At 66.9% G+C, this 14,076-nt stretch carries 16 protein-coding genes; 4 read left to right on the forward strand and 12 right to left on the reverse strand.

Features of this window, described 5'->3' with window-relative positions; all coding sequences use genetic code 11:
- Positions 1-2 precede the first annotated feature (2 nt).
- The 5 genes from V6F88_RS03265 to queE all read right to left on the reverse strand — a co-directional run bounded on the left by V6F88_RS03265 (position 3) and on the right by queE (position 4,040).
- The gene (locus tag V6F88_RS03265) at positions 3-215 is read right to left on the reverse strand and encodes a DUF1656 domain-containing protein (RefSeq protein ID WP_046807861.1); all 213 of its coding nucleotides are present in this window, start codon (positions 213-215) and stop codon (positions 3-5) included.
- Positions 212-2,287: an FUSC family protein gene (locus V6F88_RS03270; protein WP_332607923.1), complete on the reverse strand. Its 2,076-nt coding sequence runs from the start codon at positions 2,285-2,287 to the stop codon at positions 212-214. Before V6F88_RS03270 ends, V6F88_RS03265 begins: the two co-directional genes overlap by 4 nt.
- Complete coding sequence (locus V6F88_RS03275) at positions 2,284-2,757, reverse strand: MarR family winged helix-turn-helix transcriptional regulator (RefSeq protein ID WP_332607925.1); 474 nt, start codon at positions 2,755-2,757, stop codon at positions 2,284-2,286. Before V6F88_RS03275 ends, V6F88_RS03270 begins: the two co-directional genes overlap by 4 nt.
- 178 nt (positions 2,758-2,935) lie before the next feature.
- Entirely contained in the window at positions 2,936-3,379 is a 444-nt protein-coding gene (gene queD / locus V6F88_RS03280; protein ID WP_332607927.1) for a 6-carboxytetrahydropterin synthase QueD, read from the reverse strand.
- A 28-nt stretch (positions 3,380-3,407) separates the two neighbouring features.
- The gene (gene queE, locus V6F88_RS03285) at positions 3,408-4,040 is read right to left on the reverse strand and encodes a 7-carboxy-7-deazaguanine synthase (RefSeq protein ID WP_104143859.1); all 633 of its coding nucleotides are present in this window, start codon (positions 4,038-4,040) and stop codon (positions 3,408-3,410) included.
- 92 nt (positions 4,041-4,132) lie between these two features.
- Here queE and arfB point away from each other — a divergent pair, with 92 nt between their 5' ends.
- From arfB to V6F88_RS03300, 3 genes are all read left to right on the forward strand, one after another.
- Positions 4,133-4,549 carry an alternative ribosome rescue aminoacyl-tRNA hydrolase ArfB gene (gene arfB, locus V6F88_RS03290; RefSeq protein WP_046807866.1) on the forward strand — a complete coding sequence of 139 codons (417 nt, stop codon included), beginning with the start codon at positions 4,133-4,135 and terminating at the stop codon, positions 4,547-4,549.
- A gap of 95 nt (positions 4,550-4,644) precedes the next feature.
- A complete protein-coding gene (locus V6F88_RS03295) occupies positions 4,645-4,998 on the forward strand; it encodes an ArsR/SmtB family transcription factor (protein WP_332607932.1) in 354 nt (117 codons plus the stop codon).
- Positions 4,999-5,006: 8 nt separating this feature from the next.
- Positions 5,007-6,059 carry an alkene reductase gene (locus V6F88_RS03300; RefSeq protein WP_332607934.1) on the forward strand — a complete coding sequence of 351 codons (1,053 nt, stop codon included), beginning with the start codon at positions 5,007-5,009 and terminating at the stop codon, positions 6,057-6,059.
- A gap of 23 nt (positions 6,060-6,082) precedes the next feature.
- On the opposite strand, the gene V6F88_RS03305 is transcribed toward V6F88_RS03300, so the two are convergent.
- A complete protein-coding gene (locus V6F88_RS03305) occupies positions 6,083-7,039 on the reverse strand; it encodes a CPBP family intramembrane glutamic endopeptidase (protein WP_332607936.1) in 957 nt (318 codons plus the stop codon).
- A 206-nt stretch (positions 7,040-7,245) separates the two neighbouring features.
- Between V6F88_RS03305 and V6F88_RS03310 the strand changes: the two genes are divergently transcribed.
- Positions 7,246-7,620, forward strand: coding sequence for an MAPEG family protein (locus V6F88_RS03310; RefSeq protein ID WP_332607937.1), 375 nt, complete (start codon positions 7,246-7,248; stop codon positions 7,618-7,620).
- A gap of 43 nt (positions 7,621-7,663) precedes the next feature.
- Here V6F88_RS03310 and V6F88_RS03315 read toward each other — a convergent pair whose 3' ends face one another.
- The 6 genes from V6F88_RS03315 to V6F88_RS03340 form a co-directional block, all read right to left on the reverse strand.
- Positions 7,664-8,098, reverse strand: a complete 435-nt coding sequence (locus tag V6F88_RS03315) for a carboxypeptidase-like regulatory domain-containing protein (RefSeq protein WP_332607939.1) — start codon at positions 8,096-8,098, stop codon at positions 7,664-7,666.
- A 124-nt stretch (positions 8,099-8,222) separates the two neighbouring features.
- Entirely contained in the window at positions 8,223-8,993 is a 771-nt protein-coding gene (locus V6F88_RS03320; RefSeq protein WP_332607941.1) for an NRDE family protein, read from the reverse strand.
- Between the two features lie 3 nt (positions 8,994-8,996).
- Positions 8,997-10,979 carry an FUSC family protein gene (locus V6F88_RS03325; protein ID WP_332607942.1) on the reverse strand — a complete coding sequence of 661 codons (1,983 nt, stop codon included), beginning with the start codon at positions 10,977-10,979 and terminating at the stop codon, positions 8,997-8,999.
- Positions 10,980-11,000: 21 nt separating this feature from the next.
- Positions 11,001-11,483, reverse strand: coding sequence for a YbaK/prolyl-tRNA synthetase associated domain-containing protein (locus V6F88_RS03330; protein WP_332607945.1), 483 nt, complete (start codon positions 11,481-11,483; stop codon positions 11,001-11,003).
- 88 nt (positions 11,484-11,571) lie between these two features.
- Positions 11,572-12,300, reverse strand: a complete 729-nt coding sequence (locus V6F88_RS03335; RefSeq protein WP_332607947.1) for a DNA-binding response regulator — start codon at positions 12,298-12,300, stop codon at positions 11,572-11,574.
- Positions 12,301-12,583: 283 nt separating this feature from the next.
- Positions 12,584-14,074 (reverse strand): efflux transporter outer membrane subunit, encoded by a 1,491-nt coding sequence (locus V6F88_RS03340; RefSeq protein WP_442880143.1) that lies wholly within the window; start codon positions 14,072-14,074, stop codon positions 12,584-12,586.
- Positions 14,075-14,076: the final 2 nt, after the last annotated feature.

Here is a 14,076-nt window from a genome sequence, read left to right on the forward strand (position 1 = left end):
ACCTATCTCTGAAGAAAATAAGGGGAAATGAGCGACACGCCATACAGCAGCACCACGAACAGCGCCAGATCAAATAGCGCGGGGTGCCACACCAGGCGGTACAGGCCGATGCGCGCCAGCACGCGGCGCAAGGCCCAGGCCACGCCCAGCGTGACCACGCCCAGCACCAGCAGCCAGGGGAAGTAAATGCCGTACAGATTGAATTCGCCGATCATGATGCGTGGCCCTCCATGGTGGGATGGGCGGGTTGGTAGTCGGGGGCGTCAGGGAAGAAGGCGCGGCGGATGCCCACCAGCGCCACCACCGCGCGGTCGCGCGCGGCCACCCCTTGCGGCGAGCCCGCCACGCTGGACAGCGCGCGGTCGATCTGCGCCAGGAATTCAGGCGTTTTTTCGCCAACGCGCCACGCCGAGCGCGCGCGGAAAAACTGCGCCAGGCTGTTCAGCACCGGCTGGATCGTGGCTTCGGCCATCGGCAGATGGCGACGCGCGCGTTGCAGTTCGGTGATGTCACGGCCCACGCGCAAATCCTTCAACGCATCGGCCGCAACCAGGTCGTCGGGCCGCTGGGCCAGCGCCAGGCGCGGTTGCAGCAGGCCGATGCGATCCAGCATGCGGGCGGTGTAGGTGTGGCGCGACGGCGCGCGCGGCGAGCTGGCCAGCGTGGCCAGTTCTTTCCAGTTGGCGGCCTGGATGCGGCGGGCGCTCCAGTCGGCGCTGACCGTGCGGAAGATGGCGGCAATGATGGCCGCCGTGGCCACGCCCATGCACTGCGCCACCTGCGTATCGATAAACGACACGATGTCGGCGGTGTTGGTGTCTTGCAGCGCCATGGTGCCCAAGAAGCCGAACAGCATCGCCATGGCCTTTCCGGTGCTGGCGGGACGCGCGATGAAAATGCCCAGCACGAAGGCGGTGGGCAGCATCGCCAGCGCCAGCATTTCAAACGAATGTATGGCGGGCATGATGCCCAGCAGGTACAGCGCCGACAGCGGAATCGAATACACCGTGTAGGTCAGGAACTGCATGATGCCCGGCACCGGGTTGTCCTGCGACGCAAAGAAGCAGCTGAAGATGGCGGCCATCAATGCGGCCGTGGCGCCGTTGCTCCAGGCCGTGCCGATCCAGAAGGCGCAGCACACGGAAATGGCCACGCCCGCGGCCAGCGCCGACAGCAGCGCCATGCCGTGGTCGCGGTGCAGCGCGGCGTTGGGGTCGCGGGCAGGGCGGGCGTGGTGCATCCCGCCCCGCATCGACCCGCGCCGTGGCGCGCCTTTCAAGCCGGCGTGGATTTCGCGGCGCAGCGCCAGGCATTCGTCATAGGTATCGATCAGTTCGCGCAGCCGGGTCATCAGGCTGGCCAGCAACGCGTCGCGCCAGGTGGAATGGCTGTCGATGGCGGGCGTGGCATGGGAGACGGCCGCGCGCAGTTGCACGGCGGTGTCGTGCGAGGCCTGGGCGCCGGCATTGATCCATTCTGAAATATCGTTCAGCAGCGCGGACACCGTGTCGGGCAACGGCTGGTCATTGGCCTGAAGCGCGCGCAGGCGGTCTTCCACGGCCGAAACGGCAGGCGTCAACGCTGAAATCTGGTCCTGCATGGCGCGCACCGCGCCGGACGTCCAGCGCAGGTTGCTGGTGTCGAACGGCACGTGGGTGGACAGCAGGCGCAGCTGGGTGATGTCGTTGGCCAGCACGCGGCGATCGCGGTCGCGCTGTTCGGCGGTCTTGCCGCTTAGCGTGTCGTGCATCCAGTTGCGGGCGTCGCGCACGGCCTTGTCCAGTTGCAGCGTCAGCGCGGGCGCCAGGCCACGCGGCAGCACAATGCTGTGGACCAGCGTGGCGCACACGATGCCCAGGCTGATTTCTTCCACCCGGGCCAGCGCCGTGTCGAACACCAGCGACGGGTCCGTCACGCTGGGAAACCCGATCATGGCGGCGGTGTAACCGGCCAGCATGAACAGGTACGACCGGGGCGTGCGGTCCAGCACCGACATGTACAGGCAGGCGCCTACCCACATCACCATGGCGGCCGTCATGACGACGGGGGAATTGGACAGGCGCGGCACCATATAGACGGTGGCGGCCGACCCCGCAAACGTGCCGACCAGGCGGTACAGCGCCTTGGAGCGCACCGCGCCCGACCAGGGCTGCGCCACGACATAGGCGGTGGTCATCGCCCAGAACGGACGCGGCAAACCAATGCTGTAGGCCAGATAAAGCGCCATGATGGCGCTTAGATAGCTCTTGAGCGAAAAAATGGTTTCGCGAACGTTCGGCAATTTCACGATGCGTTGTCCTGTTGATGGGCCCCTGTGCCGCGTCCCAGCGACACACTCAGCGCGTCAAACACGCGCAGACAGGCTTGCAAATCGGATTCGCTGACGCCGTTGAATACGCGCCGGCGCAGTTCCACCAGCACGTTTTCGACCTGAGCCCGCAGCGCATGGCCGGCTTCGGTCAAATGCAGGGTTTTGGCGCGGCGGTCATGGGTGTCTTCGCGGCGTTCCATCAGGCCGGCGGCCACCAATTGATCCAGCACGCGAACCAGGGACGGGCCCTCGACGCCCAGCGCCTCGGCCAGCGCGCCCTGGCGCACGCCGTCGCCCAGGCGCCCGGCCAGGATGACGGGCCAGGCGGTGGCCTGCGACAAACCGTAGTCGGCCAGCGCCTTGTCGGCGGCGCCACGATAGGCGCGGGACAGCACCATCAGGTTGGCGGTGGTGGCCATGAGTTGGGAGTCGGAAGGAGTGTTCATGGAAATCGATTGTATCCTATCTATTAGCTTACTAATAATTGAATATGACGAATATCTCCATTGATTTTTCCAATCGGTCAGATCAATGCGGACTTTTCCATGGACGGAAAAATGGGGCCGCAAAGGCGGCCCCAGCAAGCGGCCCTACGTGGCGCCGTGGTCGCGACGGCGCGGCGGATTATTCCGCGCAGTCAGCCCAGCAGTTGGGCGTTTCATACAGGCGCACGCGGGTCAGGCGCAGGTCGGCGCCATAGTGGCCGTGGTAGTACGGCGCCAGCGTGTCGAAGACGATCTTGGCCAGGTTCTCGGCGGTGGGGATGCGGTCCAGCACCACGGTCTTGTGGTCGGGCAGGGTGTCCAGGAAACCGCGCACGGCGGCATCGCCCTCGAACACCAGGAACGCGTGATCCCAGACGTCCACGATGTGGGTCTTGGCGATGTGCTTGATCTCGGAAAAATCCATCAACATGCCGTTGTCGGATTCGCCCGGGGCCTGCACCACGTCACCCGTCAGGGTGATTTCAAGCACATAGCGGTGGCCATGCAGATTGCGGCATTGGCTGCGGTGGTCGGGGATGCGGTGGCCGGCGTCGAATTCCAGCCTGCGGGTCACGGAAATCATCGCGCGGTCCGCCGCGCGTGGGGGTAAATCATGGAATGCCTATGTATTTGTGGGTCTGCAAACTCAGCCGCCATTGCGGATGCTGCATACAGTACTGAACGGCCTTTTCGGTGTTGGCCACGCGCGCCGGGCCGTCCATGGGTTGCAGGAAAAAGTGCTCGAAATCCAGATGCGCGAAGGTCTCGGGCAGGGCGTTCAGCTGCGGGTAGACCAGCTTCAATTCATGGCCCCGGTCAATGACGATGGGCGCGGTGCCCTTGGGGCTGACACAAATCCAGTCGATGCCGGCGGGCGGCTTGACGGTGCCGTTGGTTTCGATGGCCACGGTAAAGCCGCGTGCGTGGATCGCGGTCAGTAGCGCCGCGTCCAGTTGCAGCAGCGGTTCGCCGCCGGTGAAGACCACGTAGCGGTCTTCGGTGCCGGGGCCCCAGGTGGCGGCGATGGTATCGGCCAGCAGGTCCGGCGTGGCGAACTTGCCGCCGCCTTCGCCGTCGGTGCCGATGAAGTCGGTGTCGCAGAACGTGCAGGCGGCGCTGGCGCGGTCGCTTTCGCGGCCGGTCCACAGGTTGCACCCCGCAAACCGGCAAAATACCGCCGCGCGGCCTGCGTGGGCGCCTTCGCCTTGCAGGGTCTTGAAAATTTCTTTGGCGGTGTAGGTCATAGAGGTTGCTGGCTAGGGGTTGCTAGCCACCCAGGGTCAGCATCAAAATCGGGCAAAAGCGGAATATTTTACTTGGTATAGACTCCCGCCCTATGTTTCATGTCCAAGATTCCCTGTATATCGACGAACGCGACCTGACGTTCAGCATGATCCGCGCCCAAGGCGCGGGCGGCCAGAACGTCAACAAGGTGTCCAGCGCCGTCCACCTGCGCTTTGACGTGCGGGCCTCGCACTTGCCGCAAGAGGTGCAGGACGCGCTGTGCGCCGTCAGCGATCACCGCATCTCGAAAGACGGCGTCATCGTCATCAAGTCGCAGTCTTTTCGCAGCCAGGAAAAAAACCGGGCCGAAGCCATCGAACGGCTGGTGACCCTGGTGCGCAACGCGATCCAGGTCGACAAACCGCGTCGCGCGACCAAGCCCACCCGCTCGTCCCAACGCCGTCGCGTGCAGCGCAAAGTGCTGCATGGCGAGGTCAAGCGCCTGCGCGGGCGCGTGCAGGGCGACTGAGCACAAACGAATCCGCAAAACCTTGTTCCCCGCAGGGGCATGACCATATATCGAACTTATTCGATTTATGATTCGATAAATTGCGATATACCAATATGACCCAACCCGCTTCCACTTCGTCCGACGATCCGTCCCATGCCGCACCCGCCATTGACGCCGACGCCATCATCAAGGCGTTGGCCAATCCGGTGCGGCGCGACATCCTGGCATGGCTGAAGACGCCGCATGCGTATTTCGAGGAACGTCCGGGCCACACCTTCGAACACGGGGTGTGCGCGGGCCACATCGACGACCGCTGCGGCTTGTCGCAGTCAACCGTGTCCTCGCACCTGGCTGTGTTGCAGCGCGCGGGGCTGATTACGTCGACCAAGGTAGGGCAGTGGGTCTTTTTCCGTCGCAATGAAGTTGTGATTGCCGCATTCCTGCGGCAGTTGAACCAGGATATGTAGGAATCTGCATGAGCAAGCTGTTTGAACCCCTGCGCGTCGGCGCGCTGACGTTGCGCAACCGTATTGTCATGGCCCCCTTGACGCGCCAGCGCGCCAGCGAAGGCCGTGTTCCCAACGACCTGATGGTCGAGTACTACACCCAGCGCGCGGGCGCGGGCCTGATCTTGTCGGAAGCCACCGCCGTGACGCCGCAAGGCGTGGGCTATGCCGACACCCCCGGGCTGTGGTCCACCGAACAAGTGAAGGGCTGGCGCAAAGTGACCGCCGCCGTCCACGACAAGGGCAGCCTGATGGTGGCCCAGCTGTGGCACGTGGGGCGCATTTCCGACCCGATTTTCTTGAATGGCGAGTTGCCCGTTGCGCCCAGCGCCATCGCCGCCGAGGGGCATGTGAGCCACGTGCGCCCCAAGCGCGCCTACGTGACCCCGCGTGCGCTGGAAACGGCTGAGCTGGCGGGCGTGGTCGACGCCTACCGCCACGGCGCGCAAATGGCCATGGAAGCCGGCTTCGACGGCGTTGAAGTGCACGCCGCCAACGGCTATCTGCTGGACCAGTTCTTGCAGGACAGCACCAACCACCGCACCGATCAATACGGCGGATCGCTGGAAAACCGCGCCCGTCTGCTGCTGGAAGTGGTGGATGCCTGCGTGGCTGTTTGGGGTGCCGACCGAGTGGGAGTGCACCTGTCGCCGCGCGGCGATGCGCACACCATGGGTGATTCAGACCCCGCCGCGACCTTCCTGTACGTGGCGACCGAGCTGGGCAAGCGCGGCATTGCGTTCGTGTGCGTGCGCGAGCATGAAGGCGAAGACAGCCTGGGCCCGCGCCTGAAGTCGGCGTTCGGGGGCGTGTACATCGCCAACGAGGGCTACACCCGTGAATCGGCCGAAGCCGCCCTCGAAGCGGGGCGGGCCGACGCCGTGGCCTTTGGCGTGCCGTACATCGCCAACCCCGACCTGGCGCGACGCTTTGAATTGAATGCGCCGCTGAACACCCCCGTACCGTCCACGTTCTACGCGCAGGGCGCCACCGGCTATACGGACTACCCGGCGCTGCCGTAAGCCCCTGGGGTGTCGCGGGCCGGCTAGAACACCGCGCGCATCGGGTAGGTAAACAGCCCGAAGTGCGCGGCGTTCAGGCCCAGGTGCGCCAGCACCGCCGCGGCCAGGCCACCGTAGCGATAGGCGGCGCCGTACGCCAAGCCGGCCATCGTGGCCAGCAACATCCATTGCCATCCGCCGGCAAAGTGCGCCAGCCCGAACAGCAGCGCGGCAACGCCCAGCGCGGCCCAGCCGCCGTAGCGTCGATGCCGCCAGCACGCGGCCAGTTGCTGCTGCACATAGCCGCGAAACAGCGCTTCCTCGGCCACCGTCACCAGCAGCGCGTTATTGAGCAGCCAGATCCAACCGGTGTCGGGCCACTTGGGCGCCCAGCCCACCACGCCCAGCGCGAGTGCAAGGCCCAGGCAGACCAGCACGGCAGCCGCGCACGCCAGCAGCGCTGCCACCAAAGTCCGGCCGGCGATGTGGACGGCAATGCCCCCCGCATTGCCGCCCGCATGGCTTCGCGCGTCGCTGCCGAGAGCGCGGCCCGCGTCCGCGCCCACGTAGCCGCCCACCATGGGCGGCGCCAGCACCAAGATCACCCAGAACGCGACCAGCGGTTTATCCAGATTCAAGTACATGCCAAACGCCACGGCATCCGCGCTTAGCGGGGCGGGCGCGATGACTTGCGGGTTGTGAAAGCCCGGTATCAGATGCAAAAAAAGCGCGGCGGCCAGCAGCACGAACAGTAGATGGCCGAAAAGGCGCAGGGCGGGCGGGGGCGTGGCGGGGGAATTGGCCTGGAAAGTCGGCCTGATGCAGACGGCGGTCAAAGCCAACAGTGCGGGCGCGGCCAGCGCCACCGGATCGATCACCCCATCCCTCCATGCCCACGCCCAGGCCATCGCCAACGGCACCAGCGCCCAGCGCCGCGTGGCGGGCGGCCAAAGCATCAAGGCGGCAAGAAACAAGGCGGGCCACGGACTGTACAAAGGCATGGATGCGTTAGGGCGGGGAATGCGAAGCGCAAAGTGTAAGGCCCGCGCCTGGGGGGCAAGCGCGACATGGCACTAAGAACCCGCGCAACGCTGCACCGGCCATCGCCGGCCTTTTCATTTAGCCGCATTCGGGCGACCATGCCGCAGCGGCGGCGACGTGCCCGCCCCGTATCCGGCCGGTTCACGTGGCCGCAACAGGAGTCGATATGAAGATGATTGCGTGGTTGATGTTGGCGGCGGCCATTTTGCCGTTCGTCTCAACAATTGTGGCGAAGGCGGGCGGGCAGAAGTTTGACAACAACGACCCCCGGGCTTGGCTGGGGCGTCAGGAAGGATGGCGCGCGCGCGCCAATGCCGCCCAGATCAATACGTTTGAATCGCTGCCGTTCTTCTACGCGGCCGTGCTGTTCGCGCTGTACACGCAGGCGCCGCCCGCCCACGTCGCCACGTTGATGGCGTGCTGGTTGGGCGTGCGTCTGGGTTATCTGGCGATGTACCTGGCAGGCTGGGGCGCGCTGCGTTCGGTGGTGTGGACGATCGGCGTGGGCTTTGTCATCGCGATCCTGTTTTCCGGCGTCTGAGCGGGGGGGGCTGGTCGTGACGGTGGCCTTCACTTCCAGACCATCACTTCCATTCAAATACCGCGCGCCCGCTGCCCGCGCCTTGCACGTTCACTTCGCGCTCTTGCGCGCGGCCTTCGTACGTTGCCGAAACCTTGTAGGTGCCCGCGGGTAGCTTGATCAGCATGTACGGGCCTTCGGCCGTGGTCTTCAGGACTTCCTTGCCTTGCGCATCGCGGATGACCACGGCCACGCTGGCCACGTAGTCGGCTTTACCGTCGCGCTGCGCGGCGAAGGTCAGCGACAGCGGGTAATCCTTGGCGGCGGCTTTCATGGCTTCGGATTCGTCGATGCCGATGCCGCCGCTGATGTACTGCACCGAGCCCTGCTGCTGGACCGCCGGCAGCGCGGCCTGAGCCGTCGACAACACGCCGGCAATCGCCATGCTGCCCAGCGCCATCATGGCCGACATGGTGCAGCGTTCAATGCGTTTGTTCATCTGATTCTCCTGAAGTGGACGAGTACGTTTCGACCTGGGCACCGGCAAGGAGTTCGCAGCGGTCGGTCTGCAAGATCAACCGATTGTTTCCGCCGGCCGGCCCGGCCAGCATATCCCCGCGCGCTTAAGGTTTCCAGTCGAACGCCAGGCGGCTTTCGCCGCTGATCGTGCCGTCGGGTGAAAAGCGCCGTTCGTCCAGTTGCCCCGAGCCCCCATCACACAGGACCAGCACGCTGGAACTGCGGGTGCCGTAATCGGGGCTGACGATGAACGGGCTGCTCAGCAGCTTTTCGCGATCGGGCGGCAGGCCGGTGGCGGGCATGTCGGAATCGGTGGCGGTCTGGCGGTCGGCCAGCGCGTCGAACAAGGCGGGCAGATCGGGTTGCGGCGAGCGGCCCAGCACATCGGTAAACGCCGTCTTGGTACGGGCCAGCTTGGGCCAGGGCGTATCCAGCAAATGGTTCGACAACGCGTAGATGCCGGGGTCAAGCGGGCGCGGCGGGCCGTCGCGGTTGCTCAGGTACCAGGCCTGGCGCGAGTCGCCCACGATCAGGTTGAAACCGTTGTACGCCTGATCCGACTCATGCGTCCGGGCCAGGTAAACATCGGGCGGATCGTCACCGCGCAGATAGTCCTCGACCAGCGCCCCGCGTGACGGGGCAGGGTTCAGATGCTTGCCCGGTTCGCGATAGTTGGTCACCAGTGCAAAGCGTCCACGCGTGGTCACGCCCATCCAGGTGCCGCCCGCCAAGCCGTCGCGGCCCGCGTAGACGGTGGGCGCATCGGCCCATTGCGCGACCGGATACGTGGGCCGCGCGTGGAATTCGTCGCGATTGGCGGCGATCAGGACGGGAATGCCCGGCAAGGCGTGCAGGGCCAATACGGCAAGACACATGGTTCAAACCTGGTGGGAAGTTGGGTTGGGGGGGCGCACGCCCGGCGTCGTCGCGGCAAATTCCGGACCGGTCAGCGCGGCGCGCAGGTTCTCGATCTCGGCGGCCACGTCGGCCAGCGCGGGTGATGGCGCCGTGATGGCGGCATCCGGCGGCGGCGTGCCGCTGGCCACCGCCACACTTAACGCGTGCAAGGCCTGGGCAAGCAGACCGACTTGCGCGGCGCCGGGTGCGGGCCGGCCGGGTGGCAGCGACCACGCCGTGTCGGAGACCGCGTTGGCCACGCGTTCCAGCGCAACCTCCACCGGCCACCAGGCCAGCGCCCGACGGCTGACCAGGCGCGGTTCCGACAAGCCGCGTTGCAAGGCGATGCGCAGGTCCGACAAGCTGGCGTAGGCCCGCGCGCGCAGTGTGTGGCGATTGGCGGCGTCTGCCTGGAATACGGTGTTGACGTAGGCGGCCAGCGTGTCCATCGCGGCGGAAACCGCGTGGTCCAGGTTGTTGCGTTCGATGCGTATCCACGGCAGATAGCCCACCAGCAACACAATGCCGGCGGCCACGCCCACGTCGATCAGCCGGGCCAGCGCGATGGCCCACGAACCCGGTTGCAAGGCGCCGATCAACAGCATCAGGATCGGTACAAGAATGGCGGAAAACAGGCCGTAGTTGCGCCGGATGGACCACGGCAGCAGCGCCGCCAGCACCGCCACCGTCAACAGGCTGGCGACGCCATTCTGGTCCACGGCCAGCACGGTGGCGCTGATCGCCACGCCCACCACGCTGCCGCCGCAGCTTTGCAGCGCCCGGGCAAACACCGAGCCAAAGTTCGGCTTGAAGATCACCACGACGATCAGCGGCACCCAGTACGAACGGGGCAGCGATGCGGCCAGCGCCACGGCTTCCGCCGCGATCAGGCACAGGCCCAGCCGGATCAGGTAACGCACGGTGGTCGGGCCGGGGCGATAAGTGCGGGCCAGCACGCGCCAGGGCGTGCGCGGGCGGGCGGGCGTCAGGCCATCCAGCGGGTCCGCGTCGGCCGGCTTGACGCCTTGCATCAGGGGCAACGCCTGCGCCAAGGCCTCCGCCAGCTGCGCCATGCCGGCTTGGCGCAAGGCGGCGATATCGTCATCGGGGGAGGGCTCGCGGTCGTTTTCGACACGGTCGGCCAGGCGGTTCATCACGCGCGCGCAAGTGGGCGGCAAGGGGCGCCCCGCGCGCGCCAGCGCCAGGGCGGCATTGGTCAGTGGCGTGCAGGCCTGCAACTGCGCCGCCAGCCGGGCCAGGCGCGGCGATGGGCCGGCGGCGCGGCCGCGTGCCGCCAGCACGGTGTCGTAGGCGGTGGTCATGGCCGCTTCCATGTCGCGCCGCGCGCTCATGGTGCGCGACGTGCCGATGGCGGCAAACAAGGCGGCAAGCTTGCGATAGGCCAGCGCGACGGCGGCGCGTTCCGGGGCGATCGGGTGGATGACCCAGCCCACCAGCGTCAACCCCAGGCCGAACAGCCCGCCCGTGGCGACCAGCACGGACGGCAGCCACGGCGGTAGGGTGGACGTCAGGCTCGACCCGACGATGACGTACACCGCGAATTGCAGCGTGGCCACCGCCGCAATGTTGTTGAAGGTGCCGACCAGGCTGGCGATCAGCACCAGCAACGTCATGGCGGCCGACGTCCACAGCCCGTGGCCGGCCACCAGGTTGCCCAGCAGGTAACCCAGCGCGCCGCCCAGCACGGTGCAGCCGATGGACAAGGCGCGGTTGCGATACGGGCCGCCGTTGTCGCCCGTGATGGCCGGCAGCGCGCCCAGCGCCACCAGCGCGGCGGCCCCGCCTTGGGTTAGCGCCAGCCCCACGGCGCAGGGCAGGCCGATGGCCAGCGCCGCGCGCAGCGCCACCCAGCGGCTGACGGGCGAAGGCTCCATGTGCGCCAGGCTCATCAGCCAGCGCATGTTGGCGCCGCGCGCGCCGTGGCGGGTCAGGGGGCGGGACACGGTGGCCTCATGGCGGGGGCGTCAGGGTTTGATCAGCGGCGCGATGTCCGGCGCCGCCAGCCGGAAATAGTCTTCCGTGTTCAGCAGGATCGAAGCGTCCAGCCGCCCCGCGTTGAACACGATTTCATCGTGGCGGCTGCGCAGGCTGGGGTCCACCAGCAGGTGCAGGTCGGGGTTGAAGGAAAAGGGCGGAATGGCGCCGATTTCGCAGCCGGTCAGTTCGCGCGCCAGTTCCTGCGAGGCCAGCGACGCCTTCTTGCCGCCCGCGGCGCGCGCGATGGCGTCCAGGTCGGCCTGCTTGTCCGCCGGAAACACGGCCAGGACGTTCTTGCGTATGTTGGACGAGATTTTCACCCGGCAGACCAGCGCCTTGGCGCCCTGGCTGACGTCGGTGCCACGTATGGCGGCCACTTCGACCGAGCGGCCGGCGGCGGGGTGGTGGATCAGGCGATGACGGGCCTGGTGCCGGGCCAGCAGGGCTTGCAGGCGTTCAAAGACTTCCATATCGATGGCGGCAAAGGGGGTGGGGATGGACGGCGGGCACGGGCTTGGCGCACCGGCCCCGCAGTCGCATGATACGCCCGCGCCGGGATCAGATTTCGCCGGTGAAGGCGTAGCCCCAGCCCCACACGGTGCGAATCGGCAGCTCTACGTTCACATCCTGCGCCTTGCGCCGCAAGCGGCTGACCACCACATCGGTGCGGCGCACCGATTCGCGGCCGGCCTGGGCGTCCGAGCCGGAAGCGTCGCCGCGCGGCAGCCGCTTGTCGGCCGACGTCGTCAACCTGAGCAGGAATTCGCGTTCGGCCAATGTCAGCGACAAGCGCGTGCCTTGCGGGCTGACCAGCGTCCAGGCGGCGTCCAGAAACTGCCACTTGCCGGGCGTTTCGGGCGCCGGGGGCGTGGCGGCCATACGGGCTTCGGGCTCGACCGCAATGGGGCGGCGGCCCGTGGCGGGCACGCGCCGCACCAGGGCTTGCAGCGCGGCGGCGATCTCGGCGGTGGCCACGTCGTGCTGAAAACACGCGTCGGCGCCGCAGTGCAGGCCCAGAATTCGGTTTTCGGGCGAATCAAAGCTAGACACCGCGATGATGCCGGCGGTGGTGTCCATGGCGCGCAGGCCCGCAACCGCCATGCAAAGATCGGTCAGGTCGGCTTCCATCACCAGCAACGGCGTACGGCGCGCCTGAAACAGGCGAAACAGGCCGTTGGAATCCTCGCACCGGCGCGGCGAGAAACCCATGTCGGCCAGCTCGTCGCTGCGGCGCGCGCGTTGGTCGGGATCGGGTGAGAAGACGATCAGGTCTAGTAGGTCATTCATGAATCGTAGTGATCTTTGCAGCTTCAGCGCATGCATGATGCTACGAAAACAAGGGTTTCCTAACCCCGCTCAACGCCACTTTCGTACCCGAATTCTCAGACATGATTGCCGGGCGGCAACACAGCAAGCGCCCCAGGGTGTGCCGAACAATGTTTGAATAAAGCGCCAGGGCGTATTGGCGCGGCCCGCCCGCTGACTAGGGGTTGAACAACCGGCGTTAAAACGGCCCAAAATCGCACCCGAACGGTGCATAAAAGTGCGCTGCCGACGCGTTAAAACCGCTCTACGGGTTTTGCGGCTCGTTCCACCAGCCGCCGCCCAGCGCCTGCAACAGCGCGGCCGTGTCGGCATAGCGAGCCGCGTCGGCTTCGCTGCGCGCGATGCGGGTTTGCAGCAGTTGGCGTTGACTATCCAGCAGGCTTTGGTGGCTGATGCCGCCCGCCTGATAGCGGCCCTGGGCGATGCGCAGCGCATCGTCCGCGCGCCGCCACGCGTCGTCGTAGGCGCTGAACGCATCGGCATCGGTCTGCACGGCGCGCAATGCGTCGGCCACCTGGCGGAATCCGTCCAGCACCGTTTGGCGGTAGGCGGCAGCGGCCGCTTCGTAACCCGCTTCCGCCGCACGCTTGCGCGCGCGCAGTTCGCCGCCGCGAAACAGCGGTTGCACCAGCCCCAGGCCCAGGCTCCACACGTTGACGCCGTCCGATAAATCGCCCGCGCGCGTGCGCTGGGAACCGAAACTGGCGGTGAGCGTGAACTGCGGGTACTGGTTGGCGGTGGCCACGCCCACGTCGGCGGACGCCTTGTGCCACAGCGCCTCGGCGGCAAGAATGTCCGGCCGCTGGCGCGTCAGCGCGGACGGAACGCCGGTGGGTATGTCGGGCGGCAAGGTCAGGTCCGCCAGGCGCAGGGGCGGCGTGCGCTGCGCGGCGGGCGGCTGGCCCAGGTACACGGCCAGCTGATGCGTGGTTTGCGACAGCTGCTTTTCCAGCGGCGGCAGCGTGGCGCGCGTTTGCGCCACCAGCACTTCCTGGTTACGCAAATCGGCCTCGGCCACGCCGCCCAGCGCCACGCGTTGCCGCATGATGTTCTGCTGGCGCTGCTGCGCGTCCAGCAGATCGCGCGTGGCGGCCAGGCGTTCGGACAGGTCGGCCTGGCGGATGGCGGCCGTCACCACGTTGGCGGCTAACGACATGCGCGCCGCTTGCAGTTCGTGCGCCTGGTAATCCACCTGCGCCGCCAGGCCTTCCAGCGCGCGCCGGTTGCCGCCGAAAACGTCCAGCGTGTAGGACACGTCGATTGACGCGTTGTACAGCGTGAAGGGCGGGGGCGGCTGCGTTACCGGCACGCCGAACGCCGACGGGTCCACCTTTTGCCGCGTGGCGGACAGGTTGGCATCGGCCGACGGCAACAGCCTGCCGCCGGTTTCGGCGTCCAGGTCTTCGGTGGCCTGCCGCAACGTGGCGCGCGCCTGGGCCAGCGTGGGGCTGGCGTCAAGCGCCTGGCGCACCAACTGGTCCAGCGCATCCGAACGGAACAGCCGCCACCATTGCGCGGGAACGTCGGCGCCCGGTTGCAGGCGTTGTGCGCTACGGGCGGGTTGCGCGCTGTCATCGGCCGTGTAGGACGCCACGGCGGGTGGGTTCGGCGAGGTGAAATCAGGTCCGACGGTGCATCCGGTGGTCAAGGCCGACAGGCCGATCGCCGCCAGCCGCATCGCCACCACCACCGCACGCAAACGAAAAACCATAAAGGGACGGGGAAAACGTGGCATGG

Source organism: Achromobacter sp. ESBL13 (assembly GCF_036668755.1).
Taxonomy (GTDB): domain Bacteria; phylum Pseudomonadota; class Gammaproteobacteria; order Burkholderiales; family Burkholderiaceae_B; genus Achromobacter.